This window comes from Rhodococcus sp. JS3073, from assembly GCF_026810085.1.
In the GTDB taxonomy this organism is placed as follows: domain Bacteria; phylum Actinomycetota; class Actinomycetes; order Mycobacteriales; family Mycobacteriaceae; genus Rhodococcus_F; species Rhodococcus_F wratislaviensis.
In genome coordinates this window covers 5,794,308-5,811,034 of the sequence record NZ_CP113951.1, presented here as the reverse complement: position 1 = coordinate 5,811,034, position 16,727 = coordinate 5,794,308, and the positions used below count along the sequence as shown (strand labels likewise).

The window sequence follows — 16,727 nt, the reverse complement described above, 5'->3', positions numbered from 1 at the left end:
TCATCGCTGTCCTGTGTGTCCTCTCATCTTCTGAACCACCTCGGCAATGAACGCCGACACGGCATCGAGCTGGGCGACGTACGCCCAGTAGTCGGGATGCCTCCCGGTCAGTGTCCCTGCAATCCGGTCGATCCGCTCGAGCTGAGCGTCGAGGACCGACCCCCATTCCCGCACGAGACCACGATTCACAGCCAACATCTGGGCGTCGCGGAGGCGAAATCTGATCTCGTTCTCCTTGGCCCGTGGGTTCTCGCGGACCTCCCGCAGCAACAGCAGGCGATCGGTGACGCCGTCGACGTTCGCCTCGGCGTCGACCAGATGGGTCCGCGCGGCGGCGGTCAGATCCAGCGCACCCTCCGGATTTCCCGCGGTCAAAGCCTTCTGCGCCTGCTGCAGATCGGTTTGCGCCTGCTCGATGTGCCTGCGGCTCTCGCGGTCGTTGTGGACGAGATCCGCCGAACTGGCCGCGTTGAACTCGCGCAGCAGGGCGGAGTAAGCGGGCGCGAGCCGTTCCGCCCGCGTCTGCACCGCGGCGATCCTCGTCGTCACCGACGACACGGCGTGAGCGGCGTCCAGTTCCTTGGACGGGGCCGCGGCCAGCGCCTTCTCGAGCGCCGCCGACTCCTCCCGCACACGCGCTGCCGCTTCGCGGACCGGGTTGGCTCCTCGGGCGCCCTGCAGCGCCACGACCGCGGCGTCGAGTGCCGCTCCCCGGTTGCGCACCGACGGGTAGCCGGCGTACGCGGCGCCCTCGGTCTGCACCCGCTGCTGCGCCGCGGAGGCGACCTGAAGCGCCTGCTGGGCGAGCTGGGGCACGGCCGCCAGCATCGCGGTCGACTCCTCGAGATGGCCCCGATGTGTGCGATAGAACTCGTCGAGGGACTGCGTCGCCGCCACCAACTGCCGCGTCACCTGCTCGTACGCGGCGGCCGCCGCGGGTGACTGCACGTTCTCGAACTGGTCTTCCGCCGCCAGATACGCCGTCGCGGCCTGGTAGCACCCGTCGCGAACCGGTTCCCAGGCCCGCCGGATTCCGCGTTCCGGAGTCAGCTGGTCCGAGGCGTCCACGGCCGCGGCGGCGATGCTCTGCCGGTTGTCCATATCGAGAAACGCTGCGACCATCGTGTCGTGGGCGCGACGGGCCGAGTCGTCGCCCCGGGCTCTTCCTCGGAAGCGTCCTGCCCATCCGCTCGTCACGTCCTGAATCGTACTGGTCGGGCCGACAACACCGAGTGGTCCGGAATTGCCTGTGCACAAACCTGTGGACAGTTCGCGGGATGGGACAAGTCGGACAAATTCATTATCGTGGTGTTGCACGACGAACCCGGAGCTTCGACAGCTGTCGAGGGTCCACCCACCTCCTCTCGAAAGGACCCCTGAATGGGCGTCAGCTTGACCAAGGGCGGCAATGTTTCTCTCACGAAGGAGGCGCCGAACCTGACCGCGGTGGCTGTCGGACTCGGATGGGATGCCCGCTCGACCACCGGCACCGACTTCGACCTCGACGCCAGCGCCATCGGTGCGGGTGCCGACAAGAAGGTCGTGTCGGACCAGCACTTCGTGTTCTTCAACAACCTGCGTTCCCCCGACGGCTCGATCGAGCACATCGGCGACAACACCACCGGTGCGGGCGAGGGCGACGACGAGGTGATCAACGTCAACCTGGCGGCGGTCCCCGCGAACATCGAGAGCATCCTGTTCCCCGTCTCGATCTACGATGCGGAGACGCGTTCGCAGTCGTTCGGTCAGGTGCGCAACGCCTACATCCGCGTCGTCGACCAGGCCAACGGCAACGAGCTCGCCCGCTACGACCTGTCCGAGGATGCGTCGACCGAGACCGCTATGGTCTTCGGCGAGCTGTACCGCAACGGTGCGGAGTGGAAGTTCCGTGCCATCGGCCAGGGCTACGCGTCCGGGCTGGCCGGTATCGCCCGGGACTACGGCGTCAACGTCTGACAGTCGTTTCGTTCTCCAGCCGGGGGAGGGTTTCACGGCCCTGACGTGAAACCCTCCCCCGGTGTTCGTCCACCTGCAGTAGCCACCCTGCATGCCCACTAGAGAAAGGCCACGCTTCGTGGTTCTGCGAATATTCGGTCTCTCCTTCGCCGTGACGGTGATCTCCCTCATCATCGCGGCGATCTACGGAGGCCCCCAGGCCGTCCTCCTCGTGGTGATCCTGTCGATCCTCGAGATCTCGCTGTCCTTCGACAACGCCGTCATCAACGCCACCGTGCTGCGCCGCATGAGCGAGTTCTGGCAGAAGATCTTCCTCACCGTCGGCATCGTCATCGCGGTGTTCGGCATGCGCCTGGTCTTCCCCCTCGTCATCGTGTGGCTCGCGTCCGGCCTCGGCCCCGTCGCCGCCCTCGACCTGGCCCTGAACCCGCCTGCCGACGGCGCCGCGTACTTCCCCGACGGCAGCGCCAGCTACGAAACCCTGCTCACCGACGCGCACCCGCAGATCGCGGCGTTCGGCGGCATGTTCCTGCTGATGCTGTTCCTCGGCTTCATCCTGGAAGAGCGCGAGATCACCTGGCTGTCCTGGCTGGAGAAGCCCCTCGCCCGCGCCGGCAAGCTCGACCAGCTGGCCGTCATCATCGCCGGCGCCCTGCTGCTGATCACCGCCGCGTACATCGCCCCCGAGGACACGGTCTCCACGGTGATGATCGCCGGCGTCCTCGGCATGGTCACCTACATCGCCGTCAACGGTCTCGGTGAGCTGTTCAACACTCCCGAGGAAGACGAAGACGGCGAACCGGTCGCAGGGTCCACGGGCGGACCGACCGAGCTGGCCAAGGCCACCGGTAAGGCCGGGTTCTTCCTGTTCCTCTACCTCGAGGTCCTCGACGCGTCGTTCTCCTTCGACGGTGTGATCGGCGCGTTCGCGATCACGTCCGACCCGATCATCATCGCCCTCGGCCTCGGCTTCGTCGGCGCGATGTTCGTCCGTTCCATCACGGTGTTCCTCGTCCGCAAGGGCACCCTGTCGGACTACGTGTACCTCGAGCACGGCGCCCACTGGGCCATCGGCGCACTGGCCGTGATCCTGCTGGTGTCCATCGGCTACCACGTCAACGAGAACGTCACCGGACTCGTCGGCGTCGCCCTCATCGGTGCCGCCTTCATCTCCAGCATCGTCCGCAACCGCAAGGCCGTCGCGGCGGCCGGCAAAGCGGAAGACGACGTGGACGAGCAGAACCCGGTGTCCGTCGGCTAGGTTCTGCCTGTACTCACATCCAGCGGCAGTGCTCGTGACTCGGTCACGGGCACTGCCGCTCGACACTGGAAAGGGCACCCATGGGGCGGCTGCTCGAGAAGTCCACGAAGGTGGTGGAGGCGCAACTCGCCGGAACCACCATCCGGGCGATACAGGGTTCGATGATCGCTTACGAGGGCAACGTCAACTTCAAGTCGGCGGGTTTCGGCGGCGGTGACGGTGTGCTCGCCGGCATGAAGCGGCGTGCCACCGGCGAGGCGCTGTCGTTGATGGAATGCTCCGGTCACGGTGTCGTGTACCTCGCGGTGGGCGGTCAGTACGTCTCCGTCGTCGACCTGGCGAACGAGACCCTGCAGGTGGAGTCGCAGCAGCTGCTCGCCTTGAGCGGCAACCTGAACACCAACGTCACGTTCACCGGACTGCGCGGCGGGGTCGGCGGTCAGGGCCTGTTCACCACGACCGTCTCCGGCCAGGGGCAGGTGGCACTGCTGTCGGCGGGCGGGCCACTCATACACCTCGAGGTGTCGCCGCAGTACCCGCTGGTGGTCGACCCCGACGCATTCGTCTCGGCGCGCGGGCAGGTCACGCAGTCGTTCGTGACCGACGTGTCGTGGCGTAACGCCGTCGGCCAGGGCAACGGCGAGGCCTTCTCCCTCAAATGGGACGGTCACGGCGTCGTCTCCATTCAACCGGCAGAGCGGTGAGCCCCATGGTCTTCTCGAAAGTGAACTCGAAGGTCGTCAAGGTCGACGTCGGCGCCGCCGGCGGTGTGGTGGCGCGCACGGGTGCGATGCTGTTCTACACAGGCCAGGTCCAGTTCTCGCCGCATCAGGTGCCGGGTTCCCAGTCGATGGCGGGCATGGGTGGATTCACCCGGATGGCCGGACGCATGATGCAGGGCGAGCACGAACGCACGATGCTCGCGCAGGGGCAGGGCGAGGTGCACTACGGTCACGCCGGACTCGAGGTGCACGTCGTCGACATGTCGCAGGGCGGCGCGCTGTGCGTCGAGGCGTCCCGGCTGCTCGCGCACAATGCGGGACTACAGAGTTCGGTGATCTCCGTGACCAGTCAGGGCGGTGGCGGTGGACGCGGCATGCTCGGCGCCCTGCGCGGCGCGGCGGCAGGCGCCCTCTCCGGTACCGGAATGTTCACGACGCAGCTGTCCGGGTACGGGTCGGCGGTCCTCCTCGCGCACGGCGGCTTCATCGAACTGCCTGTGGGCGGCCCGAATCCGGTGTTCGTCGACCCCGACGCGTTCGTCGGCACGTACGGGAGCGTCCAGGTGGAACTGAAATCCGCCGTCGGCTGGCGTGAGGCCATGGGCCGCGGTGTCGGGGAAGCGATGCAATTGCAGTGCACGGGTCAGGGCATCGTCTACGTTCAGGCTTCGGAGGAGAAACTGTGACCGCCATCCACAATCCGTCGACTCTCGGCGCCAGCGACAACATTCCCGACAACAGCTACGCGTTCTGCATCGACCTCACCGCGCCCTGGTTCATCCGCAAGGGTGCGATGATCGCCTACTACGGGCAGATGCAGTTTCAGGCACTGACCCACGGATTGCACGGCGCCGCACTGCACATGGTCGCCAACCAATTCTCGGCGCCGCTGTACATGGGCGACTACGCGGTGGCCGAAGGATTCGGGAAACTGATCCTCGGCGACCGCGGTTACGACATCAACTCGTACGACCTCGACGACGGCAACCTCACCATCCGGGCGTCGAATCTCCTTGCGTTCGAACCGGGTCTGGCCCTGAACCAGTCCATCGTCCCCGGCTTCCTGACACTCATCGGGACGGGCAAGTTCCTGGCGTCGTCCAACGGCCCGGTGATGTTCGCCGAGCCGCCGCTGCGGATCGACCCCGAGGCGCTCGTCGGGTGGGCCGACTGCCCGTCCCCGAGCCACCATTACGACCAGGGGTGGATCAGCAACTTCCTCGCGGCAGGCGCCCACATGATGGGAATCAACTCCGGGGAGGAACGGCAGTTCGACTTCACCGGCGCCGGAACGGTTCTGATCCAGTCGAGCGAGAAGGTTCTCAGCGACACGCATGTCGTGCGCAGCATCGAGGGTCAGATCCACGGCATCACCCCCAGCGGTCTGCAACGGCTCAACGGAGTGATCGCTGCCAAGCTGGCGGAGCAGCCTCGCTGACATCCAGGAGATTGACAGGCTGAGCGAAGAGTTGTGGCAGGGACGGGGAGCAATCTGATCTGTGTCAGGAAGTTCTGACACCGCATCCGATACGTTCCAGGAGGAACCGCATGAAGTCCGTCGTGACCAAGGCCGTCGCAACCGGTGGTATCGCCCTCGCAGCCCTCGGCATCGGAGCCGGCGTTGCCAGCGCCGACCCGGTGGGCCACAACAACCCCGCACCCGCCCAGCAACAGCAACAGGCCCCGCAGCCTCAGCAGCAGCAGCAGCAGCACGCTCCGCAGCAGCAGGCACCCGCGCCGAGCCCGCACGGATTCTGGTTCTTCGGCACCTGGGTTCCCCTGCCCTGATCTGCGTTCCCCTCGCAGGGCGAATGTGCCCTTCGACGCTCCCACGGCGCCGAAGGGCACCTTCGTCTGTCTAGCCGCGATGACTAGCGGGCGGGTCGCATACTCGGATTCGGGCCGAGAGTGATCGTCCGGGTTCTCGGCAGCAGTCCTATTTCCTTCCACCCCGCGGTCAGCGTGATCGTTCCCGACTCCGGGTAGTCGCTGATCCAGTAGTGCGGCGCGGAATGATATTCGGACGCGTCCTCGGCATCGGACTTCGACGTCGAATGCGGGTGCCGGGGATCGGCGACACCCTCCATGTCGTCGACCTGCACGTTCACTGCGAGATACGACCACCGCGCCGACGGGTCGTCGGGATCGTCCAGGGGACGCGTCTCGTGGCGCGCCAGATCAGCGGATCTGCCTCTCGCCGTCAGCTCGACGCGCAGCAGCATGCCCGTCGGGTGCGCGACGACTTCCGACAGGCGCAGGCTCAGGTCGCGGCTCGTCACGAGCTCCACCGGCCCGTGCACCACGATTCCCTCCGTGGCAGGCGGCGGTGCCGCCGGCCACCGTCTCCTGCGCATGACTCAATCGTCCCACCGGCTCCGACCGGCTGCCACAGCTACGTTCGCACACTCAGGGCAACTGGGCCATGCCGTACACGTTCGTCGCGCGGACCCGGAGTACCTGCCGGTGCTCGGACACCATCGCGCGGCGGAACTCCTCCCAGTCGTCGTGCTCCTTTCCGGACGCGAGCCGGAACACGTCGACGAGTTCGTCCGCCGCCGCGTCGTGCGGATCCGCCGCGACCGCACTCAGCTCCGCATCTCCCTCCACGACCGCGTAGCTCCAGAAGTCGGTCGCGCTGACGTGCAGCGACACCCTCGGGTCGCGCGCGGCGTTCCGGGTCTTGGCCCGATCCGCCGTCACCGACACCCTCGCGGTCTGCGTGCCGGGGTCCCAGGCATAGATCACGTTGGACAATTGCGGGCGCCCGTCGCGTTTGATCGTCGCGAGGACCGCACGGTTGTGTGCGGCGACGAGGTCGAGAAGGGGGCGCCGGTCGTCATTCGCATCGAGGCTCATGACTCACCCAACCACTGACGCCGGCGCGGTGTTCCCGCGCGGGGGGCGCGGCTGCCCCCGGTCGCGATCAGGGCGCCCCTACCGACGAGTAGGGCGGTGGAGTCGCAAAATCATTGGCCGATAACGCGTTCCGACTACTCATCGGTAGGCCTTCCCGTGTGGGATCTGCGGTTTTTCTCGGGTACGCTCTCGTGACCCCGAGCCGGAAGGACCACACGTGAACGACTCATATCTCGTCATCGGCGAAACCACCGTGGCCCGACGGGTCTGTGCGTCCCTCCGCGAAAGGGACTTTCACGTACGTCATCTCGTCGCCCCCGACGACGACGAACTCCGCCTGGCAATGGCGGACGAACCTTGCGGGATGGCCGTACTGGTGCGCGACGACGTCGTCGCCCTGCGTTACGCGCTGGCCGCCGCGCACATCTCGGCGTCGATCCCGTTGGTGGTGACGATCTTCGACCGCACGGTCGCGGACCAGCTGTCCCAGCTGCTTCCGCAGTGCGAGGTGACGTCACCGGCAGATCTCGCCGCACCCACGCTCGCCGGTCCGTGCCTGGAACCGGAACTCGTCGCGGCCCGGCACGCGGGCGAGCACATGCTGACTGTCCGGATGATCGACGGACACCCCGAGGGCGCGCACGTCGACCTGCCCCGGCGGAACTGGTGGCGCACCGCGGCGACCGGCGCGACCGGACTGTTGCGGTCGCACGACATCGGCACGCGCATCCTGCTCGGTGGGCTCGCCGGACTTCTCGCGGTCCTGTTCGCCGACTGGTTGTGGCTGATGCTCGGTCAGCACGTGGCACCGCTCGACGCGTTCAACGAGGCGGTGCGGGTGGTGACCACCGTGGGCCCGGGAACCGACACCCACGGCAGCCCCGCCTACGCGGTGTTCGCCTCGGTGGCGATGCTGTTCACCGTGGTGTTCACGGCCATGTTCACCGCCGGGATCATCGAGCGCCTGCTCGGCCCCCGGCTGGTCGGCCTGGTGGGCAGCCGCGTCCTGCCCCGCTCCGGCCACGTCATCGTGGTGGGCCTCGGCCAGGTCGGGCTCCGGCTCTGCCGGGAGTTACAGGCTCTCGGTGTCGCGGTGGTGGGCGTCGAACGCGACCCCCACGCCAAGAACTTGCGGCTCGTGCGGTCGATGAACATCCCGACCGTCGTCGGGCACGGCGGCGACCGTGAACTCCTCGAGCGACTGGGCGTCGGCCGCGCCCTGGCGCTGGCCGCCGTCGGATCCGACGACCTGGACAACATCGCGGTGTCGGTGGCCGCGCAGGCCCTGTCGCCCGGGCTGCGGCTGGTCCTGCGGGCCGGCGAGCAGGAGGCGATCGCCGAGACGCGGTCGCTGCTGCGGCTCGGAATCATCCGCGACGTCACCAGCCTGAGCGCCACGTACGTGGTGGCCAAACTGATCGGCCTGCAACCGCAGGGGGTCGTGGCGGACGGCAGCCACCTCTACCTGGAGGTACCGACGGCGGAATCGTCCGAGCCCGTGTTCACCGAGCTGCCCGTGTCGCCGCGGATGAGCTGCCGGCATCTCGTCACCACGTAGCGACCTAGCCGGTCACTGCCAGCGCGTCGATCTCGACGAGCATGACCTCGTGTGGGAGGTCGACGAACACCGTGGTCCGGCACGGCAGCTGTCCGCTCGGCACGTTCTCCGCGATGAACTCGCCGTACACGTCGTTCATCGCGGTGAAGTCGTCGCGGGTGGTGAGGTAGACGCGGAACATCAGCACGTCCTCCACGCTCGCGCCGCCGGCTTCGAGGATCGCCTTGACGTTCTCGAGAGTACGACGGGTCTGCTCGCGCACGTCGCCCTCCGCGATGTACTTGTTGGTGACGGGGTCCATCGGACCCTGCCCCGACACCTGGAGCATGTTTCCCTTCTTGATGCCCTGGCTGAACGTGTGCGCGGGGGCGGGGGCGCCTTCGGTGCGGATGACGGTGGTGTCGGACATATCGATTCTCCTGTGTGTGGTTACTTTTCGGGTGGACGGGACGGTCAGGGCTGGGCGCGGTATCCGCAGTCGCGGGAGATCCGCGCCCCCACTGCCTGAAGGGGTTCGAGCAGGTCGAGGACGCGTTCGTAGCTGAGCACGACGTCGGGCACCGAGACGGAGACGGCGGCGACGACGCGGCCGGACGCGCCGCGGATGGGCACCCCGATGCAGTTGACGGACGGCTCGTTCTCCTCCTGGTCGTGCGCCCAGCCCTGCTCCCGGACCGTGCGGATCTCGTCGAGGTAGCGTTCGGGCGTCGTGATCGTGTTGGCGGTGCGGGCGGAGAAGTCCATCGAATCGACGAGGGGCCGCAGTTCCGAATCCGGCAGGTCGGCGAGGATCACCTTCGCGACCGCGGTGGAATTGAGGTTGGCGCGCAGTCCGATTCGCGAGTACATCCTGATCTGATCGTGCGATTCGAGTTTGTCGATGTACACCACGTCACCTCCTTCCATCGCCGCGAGGTGCGTGGTGCGCCCGTATTCGCGGTTGAACGCGACGAGGTGCGGTGACGCGATGCGACGGACTTCCCGCTGATCGGTGGCCTGCGCGGCGAGCTCGAAGATGCGGGAACCGAGGTGGTACTGGTTGCTGTTGTCGCGGAAGGTGAACCGCTCGTCGGACAGGGTTCGCAGCAGCCGGAGAACGGTGGTCTTGTGGACACCGGTGGATTCGGCCAGCTGGTCGAGATTGGCGGGACCGTTGCCGAGTTGCACCAGCAGGTGCAGGGCGCGGGAGACACTCTGACTCATCCGTTCACTCCACTTTCTCGGGGGGAGAAGCCGTCGGCGGTGACGCTCGTTGCCGCCCAGTCGGATTCGGAGCACCGGAGCAGCTCGTCCAGCAGTTCGGCGGGCGGCGGGGGCGCCGAGTCCGCGGCCACCGTCAGGGTGGCGGCGGCACCGATGTGCCCGCGGCGCAGGCACCGGGCCTGATCGTCGCCGCGCACCACACCGCTGAGATATCCGGCGGCGAAGGCATCGCCCGCGCCGACGGGCTCGACGACGTCGACGCGGAGCGCGGGAACCGCAACACTGCGTCCACTTCGGTCGACGGCCAGCGCCCGGTGCGCTCCGTCCTTGACGACGACGGTGGCAGGGGCGGGCAGGATGAGCCGCAACTCGTGTGGATCCGCGGTTCCGAGAACGCGCAGGGCCTCGTCCGCGCCGACGAGAACCAGATCGGCGAGATTCGCCAGTTCCACGACCATCCGCGGGTCGCCGTCCGGCCACAGTTGCTCACGCCAGTTGACGTCGAAGCTGACCACACCGGAGATTCCCGGCCGGTCGCGGAGAAGCCTCCGCATCAGCGCGAGGCACGAATCGGACAGGGCCGGTGTGATTCCGCTGCAGTGGACCACGGCGGCGCGGCCGAACAGGTCCGCGACCGCCGGCCTGTCGAGGAATCCGGGATCCATCGCCGATGCCGCCGAACCCGCCCGGGAATACAGGCTGTCGGTCCGCGGCTCGCCGTGGTCGTCGAGGGCGGTGGATTTCGAGTAGTGCCCGGTGGGCCTGCCGGGATCGACCTCGATCGCGCGGACGTCGACACCCCGGGCCTGCAGTTCGGTGCGGATGAGGACGCCGAACTCGTCGTCGCCGAGCCGTCCGACCCAGGCGGCCGGGACACCCAGCGCGGCGAGGCCGGCGGCGACGTTCGCCTCGGCGCCGGCGAGGTGGAGTGTCGAGTCCGGGGCCACCAGAACCATCGCCTCACCGAGGCACGCGACACCGGACTCGGGGGTGGGGGTCGATTCCTGCACTTGTTACCTCTACGACTGCTCGGACGGGCACTGGAGTTGCGTTTCGAGAGCCCTCGCCCCGGCGATGCATGCCACACCGGACCGTTGACGATGACCCAGGCCAATGCTAGACATAGGTGACTCAAAAACGCAATCAACGTTGCATAGAGCGCAACGTAGCACTTCACGGCCCTTCCTCCGATGAAGGCCTGCCCCACAAAATCCGAACGACAGGATCGACGATGACGCTCAGCGGACCGGACACACTCGATTCCGGCGCCTTGGCGGAGCTCGACGAGCTGCGCTTGTCCGACGTGGACAAAGCCCTCCCCTCCGCGGCGAACGGCCTCACCAAGACCGAGTTCCTCGGAACGCAGCCGAGGCTGTCCGCCTTCAGCACCCCCGTGATGGTCCTCGACGAGACGGCCATCGCCGGCAACCTCGACACGATGGCGGCCTGGTGCGAGGCGCACGGAGTCGACCTCGCTCCACACGGGAAGACGACGATGTCCCCGGTGCTGTGGGACCGGCAGATCCGCAGCGGCGCCTGGGGGATCACGCTGGCGAACTTCGGTCAGCTCCGGGTGGCGGTGCGATTCGGCGCGCGCCGGGTGCAGATAGCGAACTCGCTCGTCGACCCGACCGCACTGCGGTGGCTGGCCGAGCAGATGGACGCGAACCCGGAACTCGAAGTCCTCATGTGGGCCGACTCCCCGCAGACGGTCGACGCGATGACCGCGGCGCTCGCGGACGTCACGGTGGTCCGTCCACTGCCCGTGCTCGTCGAACTCGGCGGAGAGGGAGGACGCACCGGCGCACGATCCGTGGCCGAGGCAGTGAAGGTGGCCGAACGGATCGGTGAAAGCCCCGCACTCCGGTTGGCCGGCGTCTCCGGCTACGAGGGGGCCCTCGCACACGACGCCTCCGAGGAGTCCCTCGCACGGGTCCGCACATACCTCCGGTCGATGGCCGAACTGCATCGCCGGCTCGAGGCCGAGGGGCGCTACCCCGAGGGTCGGGACGTGTACGTGACCGCGGGCGGCAGTGCCTACTTCGACGTGGTCGCCGAGGTGCTCGCCGAACTTGCCGGTGGCAGAACCAAAGTGGTGGTCCGCGCCGGCGCGTACATCATCCACGACGACGGCTTCTACACCGGGATCTCACCGTTCGGCCGCGGCGAAGACAGGCAGGCACGTCGTCTCACGTCGGCGATGCACACATGGGCCCGGGTGGTGTCCCGCCCCGAGCCGGGCCTCGCCCTGCTGGACGCCGGCAAGCGCGACGTCCCGTTCGACGAAGGACTCCCCACCGCGCAGGCCGTCGCCGGCCAACTCGGGGCGGCGCCGCGGCCCCTCGTCGGCACCGAAGTGACCGCCGTCAACGACCAGCACGCGTTCCTCCGGCTCGATCCCGCACGGCCGGAACACGATCTGCGTGTCGGGGACGTCGTCCGGCTCGGGCTCTCCCACCCGTGCACCGCGTTCGACAAGTGGCGCTGGATTCCCGTCGTCGGTGACGACTCCGACGATCCTGTCGTCGTCGACCTGATCCGCACCTTCTTCTGATCCCCGGCCGAGGACTCACATCATGACCACTCTGATCCGTTCCGCCACCGTCGTCGACGGTTCGGAGGCGCCGAGGTACCGCGCCGACGTGCTCGTCGACGGAGACCGGATCGCCGAAATCTGGCCCGAAACAGATCACTCCGAGACCGGACGCCCCCGCGCGGATCAGGTGATCGACGCCGACGGCCTGGTGCTCGCGCCCGGTTTCATCGACATGCACGCCCACTCGGACCTGCAGATCCTGCTGAACCCCGAACACCCGTCGCGGATCACCCAGGGCGTCACCACCGAGGTACTCGGACAGGACGGGCTCTCCTACGCGCCCGTCACCGACGACGTGCTCGCGGTGGTCCGGCGCAAGATCGCGGGGTGGAATACCGATCCCGAGGATTTCGACTTCTCCTGGCGGAGCGTGGGCGAATACCTCGACCGGCTCGATCGCGGCATCGCCACCAACGTCGCGTATCTCGTCCCGCACGGGGTCGTCCGGGCGCTGGTGGTCGGCTGGGACGACCGGCCGGCGACGCCGTCGGAGATCGAGGAGATGCAGCGGATCGTGGCGCAGTCCATGGCGGAGGGCGCCGTCGGGTTGTCCGCGGGGCTGACCTACACGCCGGGGATGTACGCGGACAACGAGGAGTTGCTGGCACTGTGCCGGACCGTCGCCGAGTACGGCGGCTACTTCTCCCCGCACCACCGGTCCTACGGCGCCGGCGCCATGGAGGCCTACGCCGAGATGGTCGACCTGACGTCGCGGGCCGGGTGCGCTCTGCATCTCGCCCACGCCACACTGAACTTCGGACCCAACAAGGGCCGCGCCCCGGAACTGCTGGCCCTGCTCGACACGGCCGAAGCCGCCGGCGCGGACATCAGCCTCGACACCTACCCCTACCTTCCCGGCGCCACCACGCTGTCGGCGATCCTGCCCAGCTGGGCGTCGGCGGGGAGCATGGAACAGACGCTCGATCGTCTCCGGGATCCGGTTGCACTCGAACGTATCCGGGAACATCTCGAGGTCACCGGCTCCGACGGCTGCCACGGGGTGATCGCCGAGTGGCACACGCTCGAGATCAGCGGCGTGCAGAACGCGGAACTCGACGACTACGTCGGGAAGACCGTCGCGGACATCGCCGTCGCCGAGAACCGCGACCCCTTCGACGTGTGCATCGACATCCTGATCCGCGACCAACTCGGCAGCGGAATCCTGCAACACGTCGGCCATGAGGAGAACGTGCGCGCGATCATGCAGCACCCCCGGCACACCGGCGGCAGCGACGGACTGCTGGTCGGCGCGAAACCGCACCCACGCGGATGGGGAACGTTCGCGCGCTACCTCGGGCACTACAGCCGCGACCTGGGTCTGATGTCCCTCGAGGAGTGCGTCGGTCACCTCAGCGGCCGAGCCGCGACCCGGTTGCGACTCGTCGACCGCGGATTCGTCCGCCGCGGCTACGCCGCTGACCTCGTGCTCTTCGATCCGGACACGGTCAGCGACACCGCGACCTACGCGCAGCCGCGCCAGGCGGCGGCCGGAATCACCCACGTATTCGTCCGCGGCCGCCTCGCCCTCGAGGACGGCCGCCTCACCGGCGCGACCGCCGGAAGATCATTGCGCCGCGAAGAAGGAGGAGCAGTTCGATGACCGAGATCGACATTCTGCGTGCCGACCGGGTACTGACGGTGGTGCGAGCGGAGACCATCCCCGACGCCGCGGACCTGTGCCACGCCCTCGCCGAGGGCGGAATCCGGACGGTCGAGCTGACGTTCACCACGCCCGACGTGCTCCATCATCTCGGCCGCGCCGCCGACGCCGCAGCCGCGGCAGGCAGCGTCCTCGGCGTCGGAACCGTGATGACCGGCGATCAGGCGGCCGCCGCGATCGACGCAGGCGCCCGGTTCCTCGTCACCCCCGGCATCCGTCCCGACGTCGCGAAAGTCGCTACGGGAAGGTCGATTCCCGTTTTCCTCGGTGCCTTCACCCCCACCGAGGTGGCCATGGCCGTCGACCTCGGCTCTGCCGCGGTCAAGATCTTCCCCGCCAAGCGGCTCGGCCCCGACTACCTGTCGGACCTGCACGGACCGTATCCCGGCGTGGAACTCCTCCCGTCGGGCGGGATCAACGATTCCAACGCCCGCCAGTTCCTCGACGCCGGCGCGCTGGCCGTGTGCGCAGGCACCAGCGTCGTCCCACCGTCCAGCGTCGCGGCAGGCAACTGGACCGACATCACCGACCGCGCACGATCGTTCGTCACCGCGCTCTCGAACTAGCCCCACTCTCGCCCGACCCCACCCACCTCCCCTGGAGACGCAATGACGTCGTTCGTCGACTGGCTGCAGCACGACACAGCCGGACTACTCACTCTCGCAGCGGTATCCATCGCCGTGCTGTTGATCCTCATCATCAAGCTGAAGCTCGAGCCGTTCATCGCACTGATCGTCGTCGGTGTCGGCGTCGCGCTCATCGCGGGAGTGTCGGTGGTCGAACTGGTCGGCACACCGACGTCGGCGGCCGACTCTATTCTGGAGAAGGGCTTCGGCGGCATCCTGGGGCACATCACCCCGATCATCGGCCTGGGCACCGTCCTCGGCGCGATGATGGAACGCTCCGGCGGAGCCGACGTCCTGACCGAACGTCTACTGAAGCTGTTCGGCCCCAAGGGCGCTCCGCTGGCGATGGGTGTCACCGGCCTGGTTCTGGGCATCCCGGTCTTCTTCGACATCGGCATCTTCATCCTCGCCCCGCTCGTGTACGTGGCGGCGAAGCGCGGCGGCAAGTCGCTGGTGATGTACGCGATGCCGATGCTCGCCGGCCTGTCCATGACGCACGCGTTCCTGCCCCCGCACCCCGGACCCGTCGCCGCGGCCGGTCTGCTGCACGTCGACATGGGCTGGATCATCATCATGGGCCTCGCCTGCGGCATCCCCGCCTGGTTCGTCAGTGGCGTCGTCTGGGGTAGCTGGATCGGCAAGCGCGTGATCATCGAGGTCCCGGACGAGTTCATCCCGGAGGAGAAGGAAGCCGACAAGAACCCGCCGCCGCTCTGGCTGATCTCGTTCATCATCCTCGTGCCGATGGTGCTGATCCTCGGTGCGACGGTCGGCAACGTGGTCCTCGAAGAAGGCTCGACGCTGCTGTCGGTCCTCATCTTCCTCGGCACACCCACGATCGCACTGACCATCGCCGTCCTGCTGGCGCTGTACCTGCTGGGTACCCGGCGCGGAATCACGGCGCAGGAGATCGGTGCGATGTCCGCGGCGGCGTTGAAGCCGGTCGGCATGATCCTGCTGGTCGTCGGTGCCGGAGCGTTCTTCGGCGCGGTGCTGCGGGCAACCGGAGTCGGGCAGGCCCTGGCCGACTCGATGGACGCGCTCGGTCTCCCGGTCATCCTGTCCGCGTACCTGATCAGCTGCGCACTCCGCATCGCCCAGGGTTCGGCGACCGTCGCCATCGTCACCACCGCAGGCGTCATCGAACCGTCGATCGCTGCCGGGAATTACTCCTCCCCGCAGATCGCCCTGATCGTGATCGCCGTGTCGGCCGGATCCATCATCGCCAGCCACGTCAACGACGGCGGATTCTGGATCGTGTCACGGTATTTCAACATGTCGGTGAAAGACACCCTGAAGACGTGGACGGTGCTCGAAACCATCCTGTCGGTGGTGGGCTTCGCGATGGCCTCGCTGATCTGGGTGCTCGTCTAGCTCCCGGAGTCCGCATCGCGCAGCACCCGCGCCGCACCGGCGAACGTCCGCACCTGCCGGTCGTCCCAGACATGGGCAGGCACACCACCGCCCAGCAGTGTGCGGACGAGCGCGGGGTCGTCGCCGATCGGCACGTCGCTGCCCGCGATCACGATGTTGCCGTAACGGCGGCCCTTGAGCATGGCGGGGTCGGCGATCACCGTGGTGTGCGGAAACACGCTGCCGATGGTCGCCGCCTCCCGGCGCGCCAGGACGAGGTCGCGGGTGTCGCCGCAGTTGACCGCGTAGATCCCGCCGGGTGCCAGCACTCGTCGCACGTGGCCGGTGAACTCCGACGTCGTCAGCGGCGCCGGGGTCGTGTTGCCCGCGAACACGTCGCGCACGATCAGGTCGCGGCTGGACTCCGTCAACGTCTCGGTGACCGCCCGCGCCTCACCCACCCGCAGTCGCAGCAGTGGCGCCCGGGGCAGGTCGAACCAGTCGCGCACCAACTCCGCGAGTCTGCCGTCGAGTTCGACCACCACCTGCCGGGCGTCCGGATACCGGGCGGCGAGATGGCGGGCAAGTGAGCAGGCGCCGCCACCGAGGTGCAGGGCCCGCACCCGCTGGTCCGTTCCCCAGTGCGACGCGACCAGTTCGGCGATCCACCGCATGTACTCGAAATCGAGGTGCGTGGGATCCGACAGGTCGATGTGGGAACTCTCGACCCCGTTCACCTTCAGCACCCAGCCGTGCGGATTGAGGTGGTCTTCGGTGAGTTCGCACGTGCCCGTGTCGATCGGGTACACGCCGGCGACGGGACCCCCGTCCGTTGTCCGGGCAGCCCGACCGCCGCGCTGCCTGCCCATCGACCGTCTTCCCTACTGCTCGCACCGTCCGCTCGCGTCTGCTGCGAGAATCGTCCTCCCACGATAC

Annotated in this window: 18 protein-coding genes; 11 read left to right on the top strand and 7 right to left on the bottom strand. The window is 67.9% G+C overall.

The genetic code is table 11. The features are described 5' to 3' along the window. Positions 1-1,122: a hypothetical protein gene (locus OYT95_RS26290; RefSeq protein ID WP_037225871.1), complete on the bottom strand. Its 1,122-nt coding sequence runs from the start codon at positions 1,120-1,122 to the stop codon at positions 1-3. A gap of 258 nt (positions 1,123-1,380) precedes the next feature. Here OYT95_RS26290 and OYT95_RS26285 point away from each other — a divergent pair, with 258 nt between their 5' ends. The 6 genes from OYT95_RS26285 to OYT95_RS26260 all read left to right on the top strand — a co-directional run bounded on the left by OYT95_RS26285 (position 1,381) and on the right by OYT95_RS26260 (position 5,727). Then, complete coding sequence (locus OYT95_RS26285) at positions 1,381-1,956, top strand: TerD family protein (protein WP_009475137.1); 576 nt, start codon at positions 1,381-1,383, stop codon at positions 1,954-1,956. A gap of 118 nt (positions 1,957-2,074) precedes the next feature. Further along, positions 2,075-3,217 carry a DUF475 domain-containing protein gene (locus OYT95_RS26280; protein ID WP_128641374.1) on the top strand — a complete coding sequence of 381 codons (1,143 nt, stop codon included), beginning with the start codon at positions 2,075-2,077 and terminating at the stop codon, positions 3,215-3,217. 80 nt (positions 3,218-3,297) lie between these two features. Continuing rightward, positions 3,298-3,921: an AIM24 family protein gene (locus OYT95_RS26275; protein ID WP_037225874.1), complete on the top strand. Its 624-nt coding sequence runs from the start codon at positions 3,298-3,300 to the stop codon at positions 3,919-3,921. Positions 3,922-3,926: 5 nt separating this feature from the next. Then, positions 3,927-4,625: an AIM24 family protein gene (locus OYT95_RS26270; protein ID WP_037225876.1), complete on the top strand. Its 699-nt coding sequence runs from the start codon at positions 3,927-3,929 to the stop codon at positions 4,623-4,625. Further along, complete coding sequence (locus OYT95_RS26265) at positions 4,622-5,377, top strand: AIM24 family protein (protein WP_268789547.1); 756 nt, start codon at positions 4,622-4,624, stop codon at positions 5,375-5,377. Before OYT95_RS26270 ends, OYT95_RS26265 begins: the two co-directional genes overlap by 4 nt. A 110-nt stretch (positions 5,378-5,487) precedes the next feature. Further along, complete coding sequence (locus OYT95_RS26260) at positions 5,488-5,727, top strand: hypothetical protein (RefSeq protein WP_268789546.1); 240 nt, start codon at positions 5,488-5,490, stop codon at positions 5,725-5,727. 83 nt (positions 5,728-5,810) lie between these two features. Here the strand turns inward: OYT95_RS26260 and OYT95_RS26255 are convergent, their stop codons facing one another. After that, positions 5,811-6,293 (bottom strand): hypothetical protein, encoded by a 483-nt coding sequence (locus OYT95_RS26255; RefSeq protein ID WP_037225883.1) that lies wholly within the window; start codon positions 6,291-6,293, stop codon positions 5,811-5,813. Between the two features lie 52 nt (positions 6,294-6,345). Continuing rightward, positions 6,346-6,795, bottom strand: coding sequence for a PPOX class F420-dependent oxidoreductase (locus OYT95_RS26250; RefSeq protein WP_037225885.1), 450 nt, complete (start codon positions 6,793-6,795; stop codon positions 6,346-6,348). A gap of 217 nt (positions 6,796-7,012) precedes the next feature. Between OYT95_RS26250 and OYT95_RS26245 the strand changes: the two genes are divergently transcribed. Further along, entirely contained in the window at positions 7,013-8,353 is a 1,341-nt protein-coding gene (locus OYT95_RS26245) for a potassium channel family protein (protein WP_268789545.1), read from the top strand. 4 nt (positions 8,354-8,357) lie between these two features. Here the strand turns inward: OYT95_RS26245 and OYT95_RS26240 are convergent, their stop codons facing one another. The 3 genes from OYT95_RS26240 to OYT95_RS26230 are packed head-to-tail and all read right to left on the bottom strand — an operon-like array spanning position 8,358 to position 10,566. Then, positions 8,358-8,762, bottom strand: a complete 405-nt coding sequence (locus OYT95_RS26240) for a RidA family protein (protein WP_268789543.1) — start codon at positions 8,760-8,762, stop codon at positions 8,358-8,360. 44 nt (positions 8,763-8,806) lie between these two features. Further along, a complete protein-coding gene (locus OYT95_RS26235; RefSeq protein WP_037225888.1) occupies positions 8,807-9,556 on the bottom strand; it encodes an IclR family transcriptional regulator in 750 nt (249 codons plus the stop codon). After that, the gene (locus tag OYT95_RS26230) at positions 9,553-10,566 is read right to left on the bottom strand and encodes a sugar kinase (protein ID WP_112300053.1); all 1,014 of its coding nucleotides are present in this window, start codon (positions 10,564-10,566) and stop codon (positions 9,553-9,555) included. The genes OYT95_RS26235 and OYT95_RS26230 overlap by 4 nt, the downstream gene beginning before the upstream one ends. A 221-nt stretch (positions 10,567-10,787) precedes the next feature. Between OYT95_RS26230 and OYT95_RS26225 the strand changes: the two genes are divergently transcribed. Genes OYT95_RS26225 through OYT95_RS26210 form a run of 4 tightly spaced genes read left to right on the top strand, consistent with a single transcriptional unit; the run spans position 10,788 to position 15,812 of the window. Next, the gene (locus tag OYT95_RS26225; protein ID WP_037225890.1) at positions 10,788-12,110 is read left to right on the top strand and encodes an amino acid deaminase; all 1,323 of its coding nucleotides are present in this window, start codon (positions 10,788-10,790) and stop codon (positions 12,108-12,110) included. Between the two features lie 22 nt (positions 12,111-12,132). Then, the gene (locus OYT95_RS26220; RefSeq protein WP_112300055.1) at positions 12,133-13,752 is read left to right on the top strand and encodes an N-acyl-D-amino-acid deacylase family protein; all 1,620 of its coding nucleotides are present in this window, start codon (positions 12,133-12,135) and stop codon (positions 13,750-13,752) included. Beyond that, a complete protein-coding gene (locus OYT95_RS26215) occupies positions 13,749-14,378 on the top strand; it encodes a bifunctional 4-hydroxy-2-oxoglutarate aldolase/2-dehydro-3-deoxy-phosphogluconate aldolase (protein ID WP_037225894.1) in 630 nt (209 codons plus the stop codon). The genes OYT95_RS26220 and OYT95_RS26215 overlap by 4 nt, the downstream gene beginning before the upstream one ends. Before the next feature lie 42 nt (positions 14,379-14,420). Continuing rightward, complete coding sequence (locus tag OYT95_RS26210) at positions 14,421-15,812, top strand: GntP family permease (RefSeq protein ID WP_009475153.1); 1,392 nt, start codon at positions 14,421-14,423, stop codon at positions 15,810-15,812. Here the strand turns inward: OYT95_RS26210 and OYT95_RS26205 are convergent. After that, positions 15,809-16,660 (bottom strand): spermidine synthase, encoded by an 852-nt coding sequence (locus OYT95_RS26205; RefSeq protein ID WP_268789542.1) that lies wholly within the window; start codon positions 16,658-16,660, stop codon positions 15,809-15,811. The two genes, OYT95_RS26210 and OYT95_RS26205, sit on opposite strands and share 4 nt — an antisense overlap. Positions 16,661-16,727 lie beyond the last annotated feature (67 nt).

Excerpts from the sequence above, each read along its gene's own strand:
- OYT95_RS26260 (WP_268789546.1), top strand. The coding sequence starts at position 5,488 with ATGAAGTCCGTCGTGACCAAGGCCGTCGCAACCGGTGGTATCGCCCTC.
- OYT95_RS26220 (WP_112300055.1), top strand. The coding sequence starts at position 12,133 with ATGACCACTCTGATCCGTTCCGCCACCGTCGTCGACGGTTCGGAGGCG.
- OYT95_RS26205 (WP_268789542.1), bottom strand. The coding sequence starts at position 16,660 with ATGGGCAGGCAGCGCGGCGGTCGGGCTGCCCGGACAACGGACGGGGGT.
- OYT95_RS26240 (WP_268789543.1), bottom strand. The coding sequence starts at position 8,762 with ATGTCCGACACCACCGTCATCCGCACCGAAGGCGCCCCCGCCCCCGCG.
- OYT95_RS26250 (WP_037225885.1), bottom strand. The coding sequence starts at position 6,795 with ATGAGCCTCGATGCGAATGACGACCGGCGCCCCCTTCTCGACCTCGTC.
- OYT95_RS26210 (WP_009475153.1), top strand. The coding sequence starts at position 14,421 with ATGACGTCGTTCGTCGACTGGCTGCAGCACGACACAGCCGGACTACTC.
- OYT95_RS26235 (WP_037225888.1), bottom strand. The coding sequence starts at position 9,556 with ATGAGTCAGAGTGTCTCCCGCGCCCTGCACCTGCTGGTGCAACTCGGC.
- OYT95_RS26255 (WP_037225883.1), bottom strand. The coding sequence starts at position 6,293 with ATGCGCAGGAGACGGTGGCCGGCGGCACCGCCGCCTGCCACGGAGGGA.
- OYT95_RS26270 (WP_037225876.1), top strand. The coding sequence starts at position 3,927 with ATGGTCTTCTCGAAAGTGAACTCGAAGGTCGTCAAGGTCGACGTCGGC.
- OYT95_RS26215 (WP_037225894.1), top strand. The coding sequence starts at position 13,749 with ATGACCGAGATCGACATTCTGCGTGCCGACCGGGTACTGACGGTGGTG.
- OYT95_RS26275 (WP_037225874.1), top strand. The coding sequence starts at position 3,298 with ATGGGGCGGCTGCTCGAGAAGTCCACGAAGGTGGTGGAGGCGCAACTC.
- OYT95_RS26285 (WP_009475137.1), top strand. The coding sequence starts at position 1,381 with ATGGGCGTCAGCTTGACCAAGGGCGGCAATGTTTCTCTCACGAAGGAG.
- OYT95_RS26225 (WP_037225890.1), top strand. The coding sequence starts at position 10,788 with ATGACGCTCAGCGGACCGGACACACTCGATTCCGGCGCCTTGGCGGAG.
- OYT95_RS26290 (WP_037225871.1), bottom strand. The coding sequence starts at position 1,122 with ATGGTCGCAGCGTTTCTCGATATGGACAACCGGCAGAGCATCGCCGCC.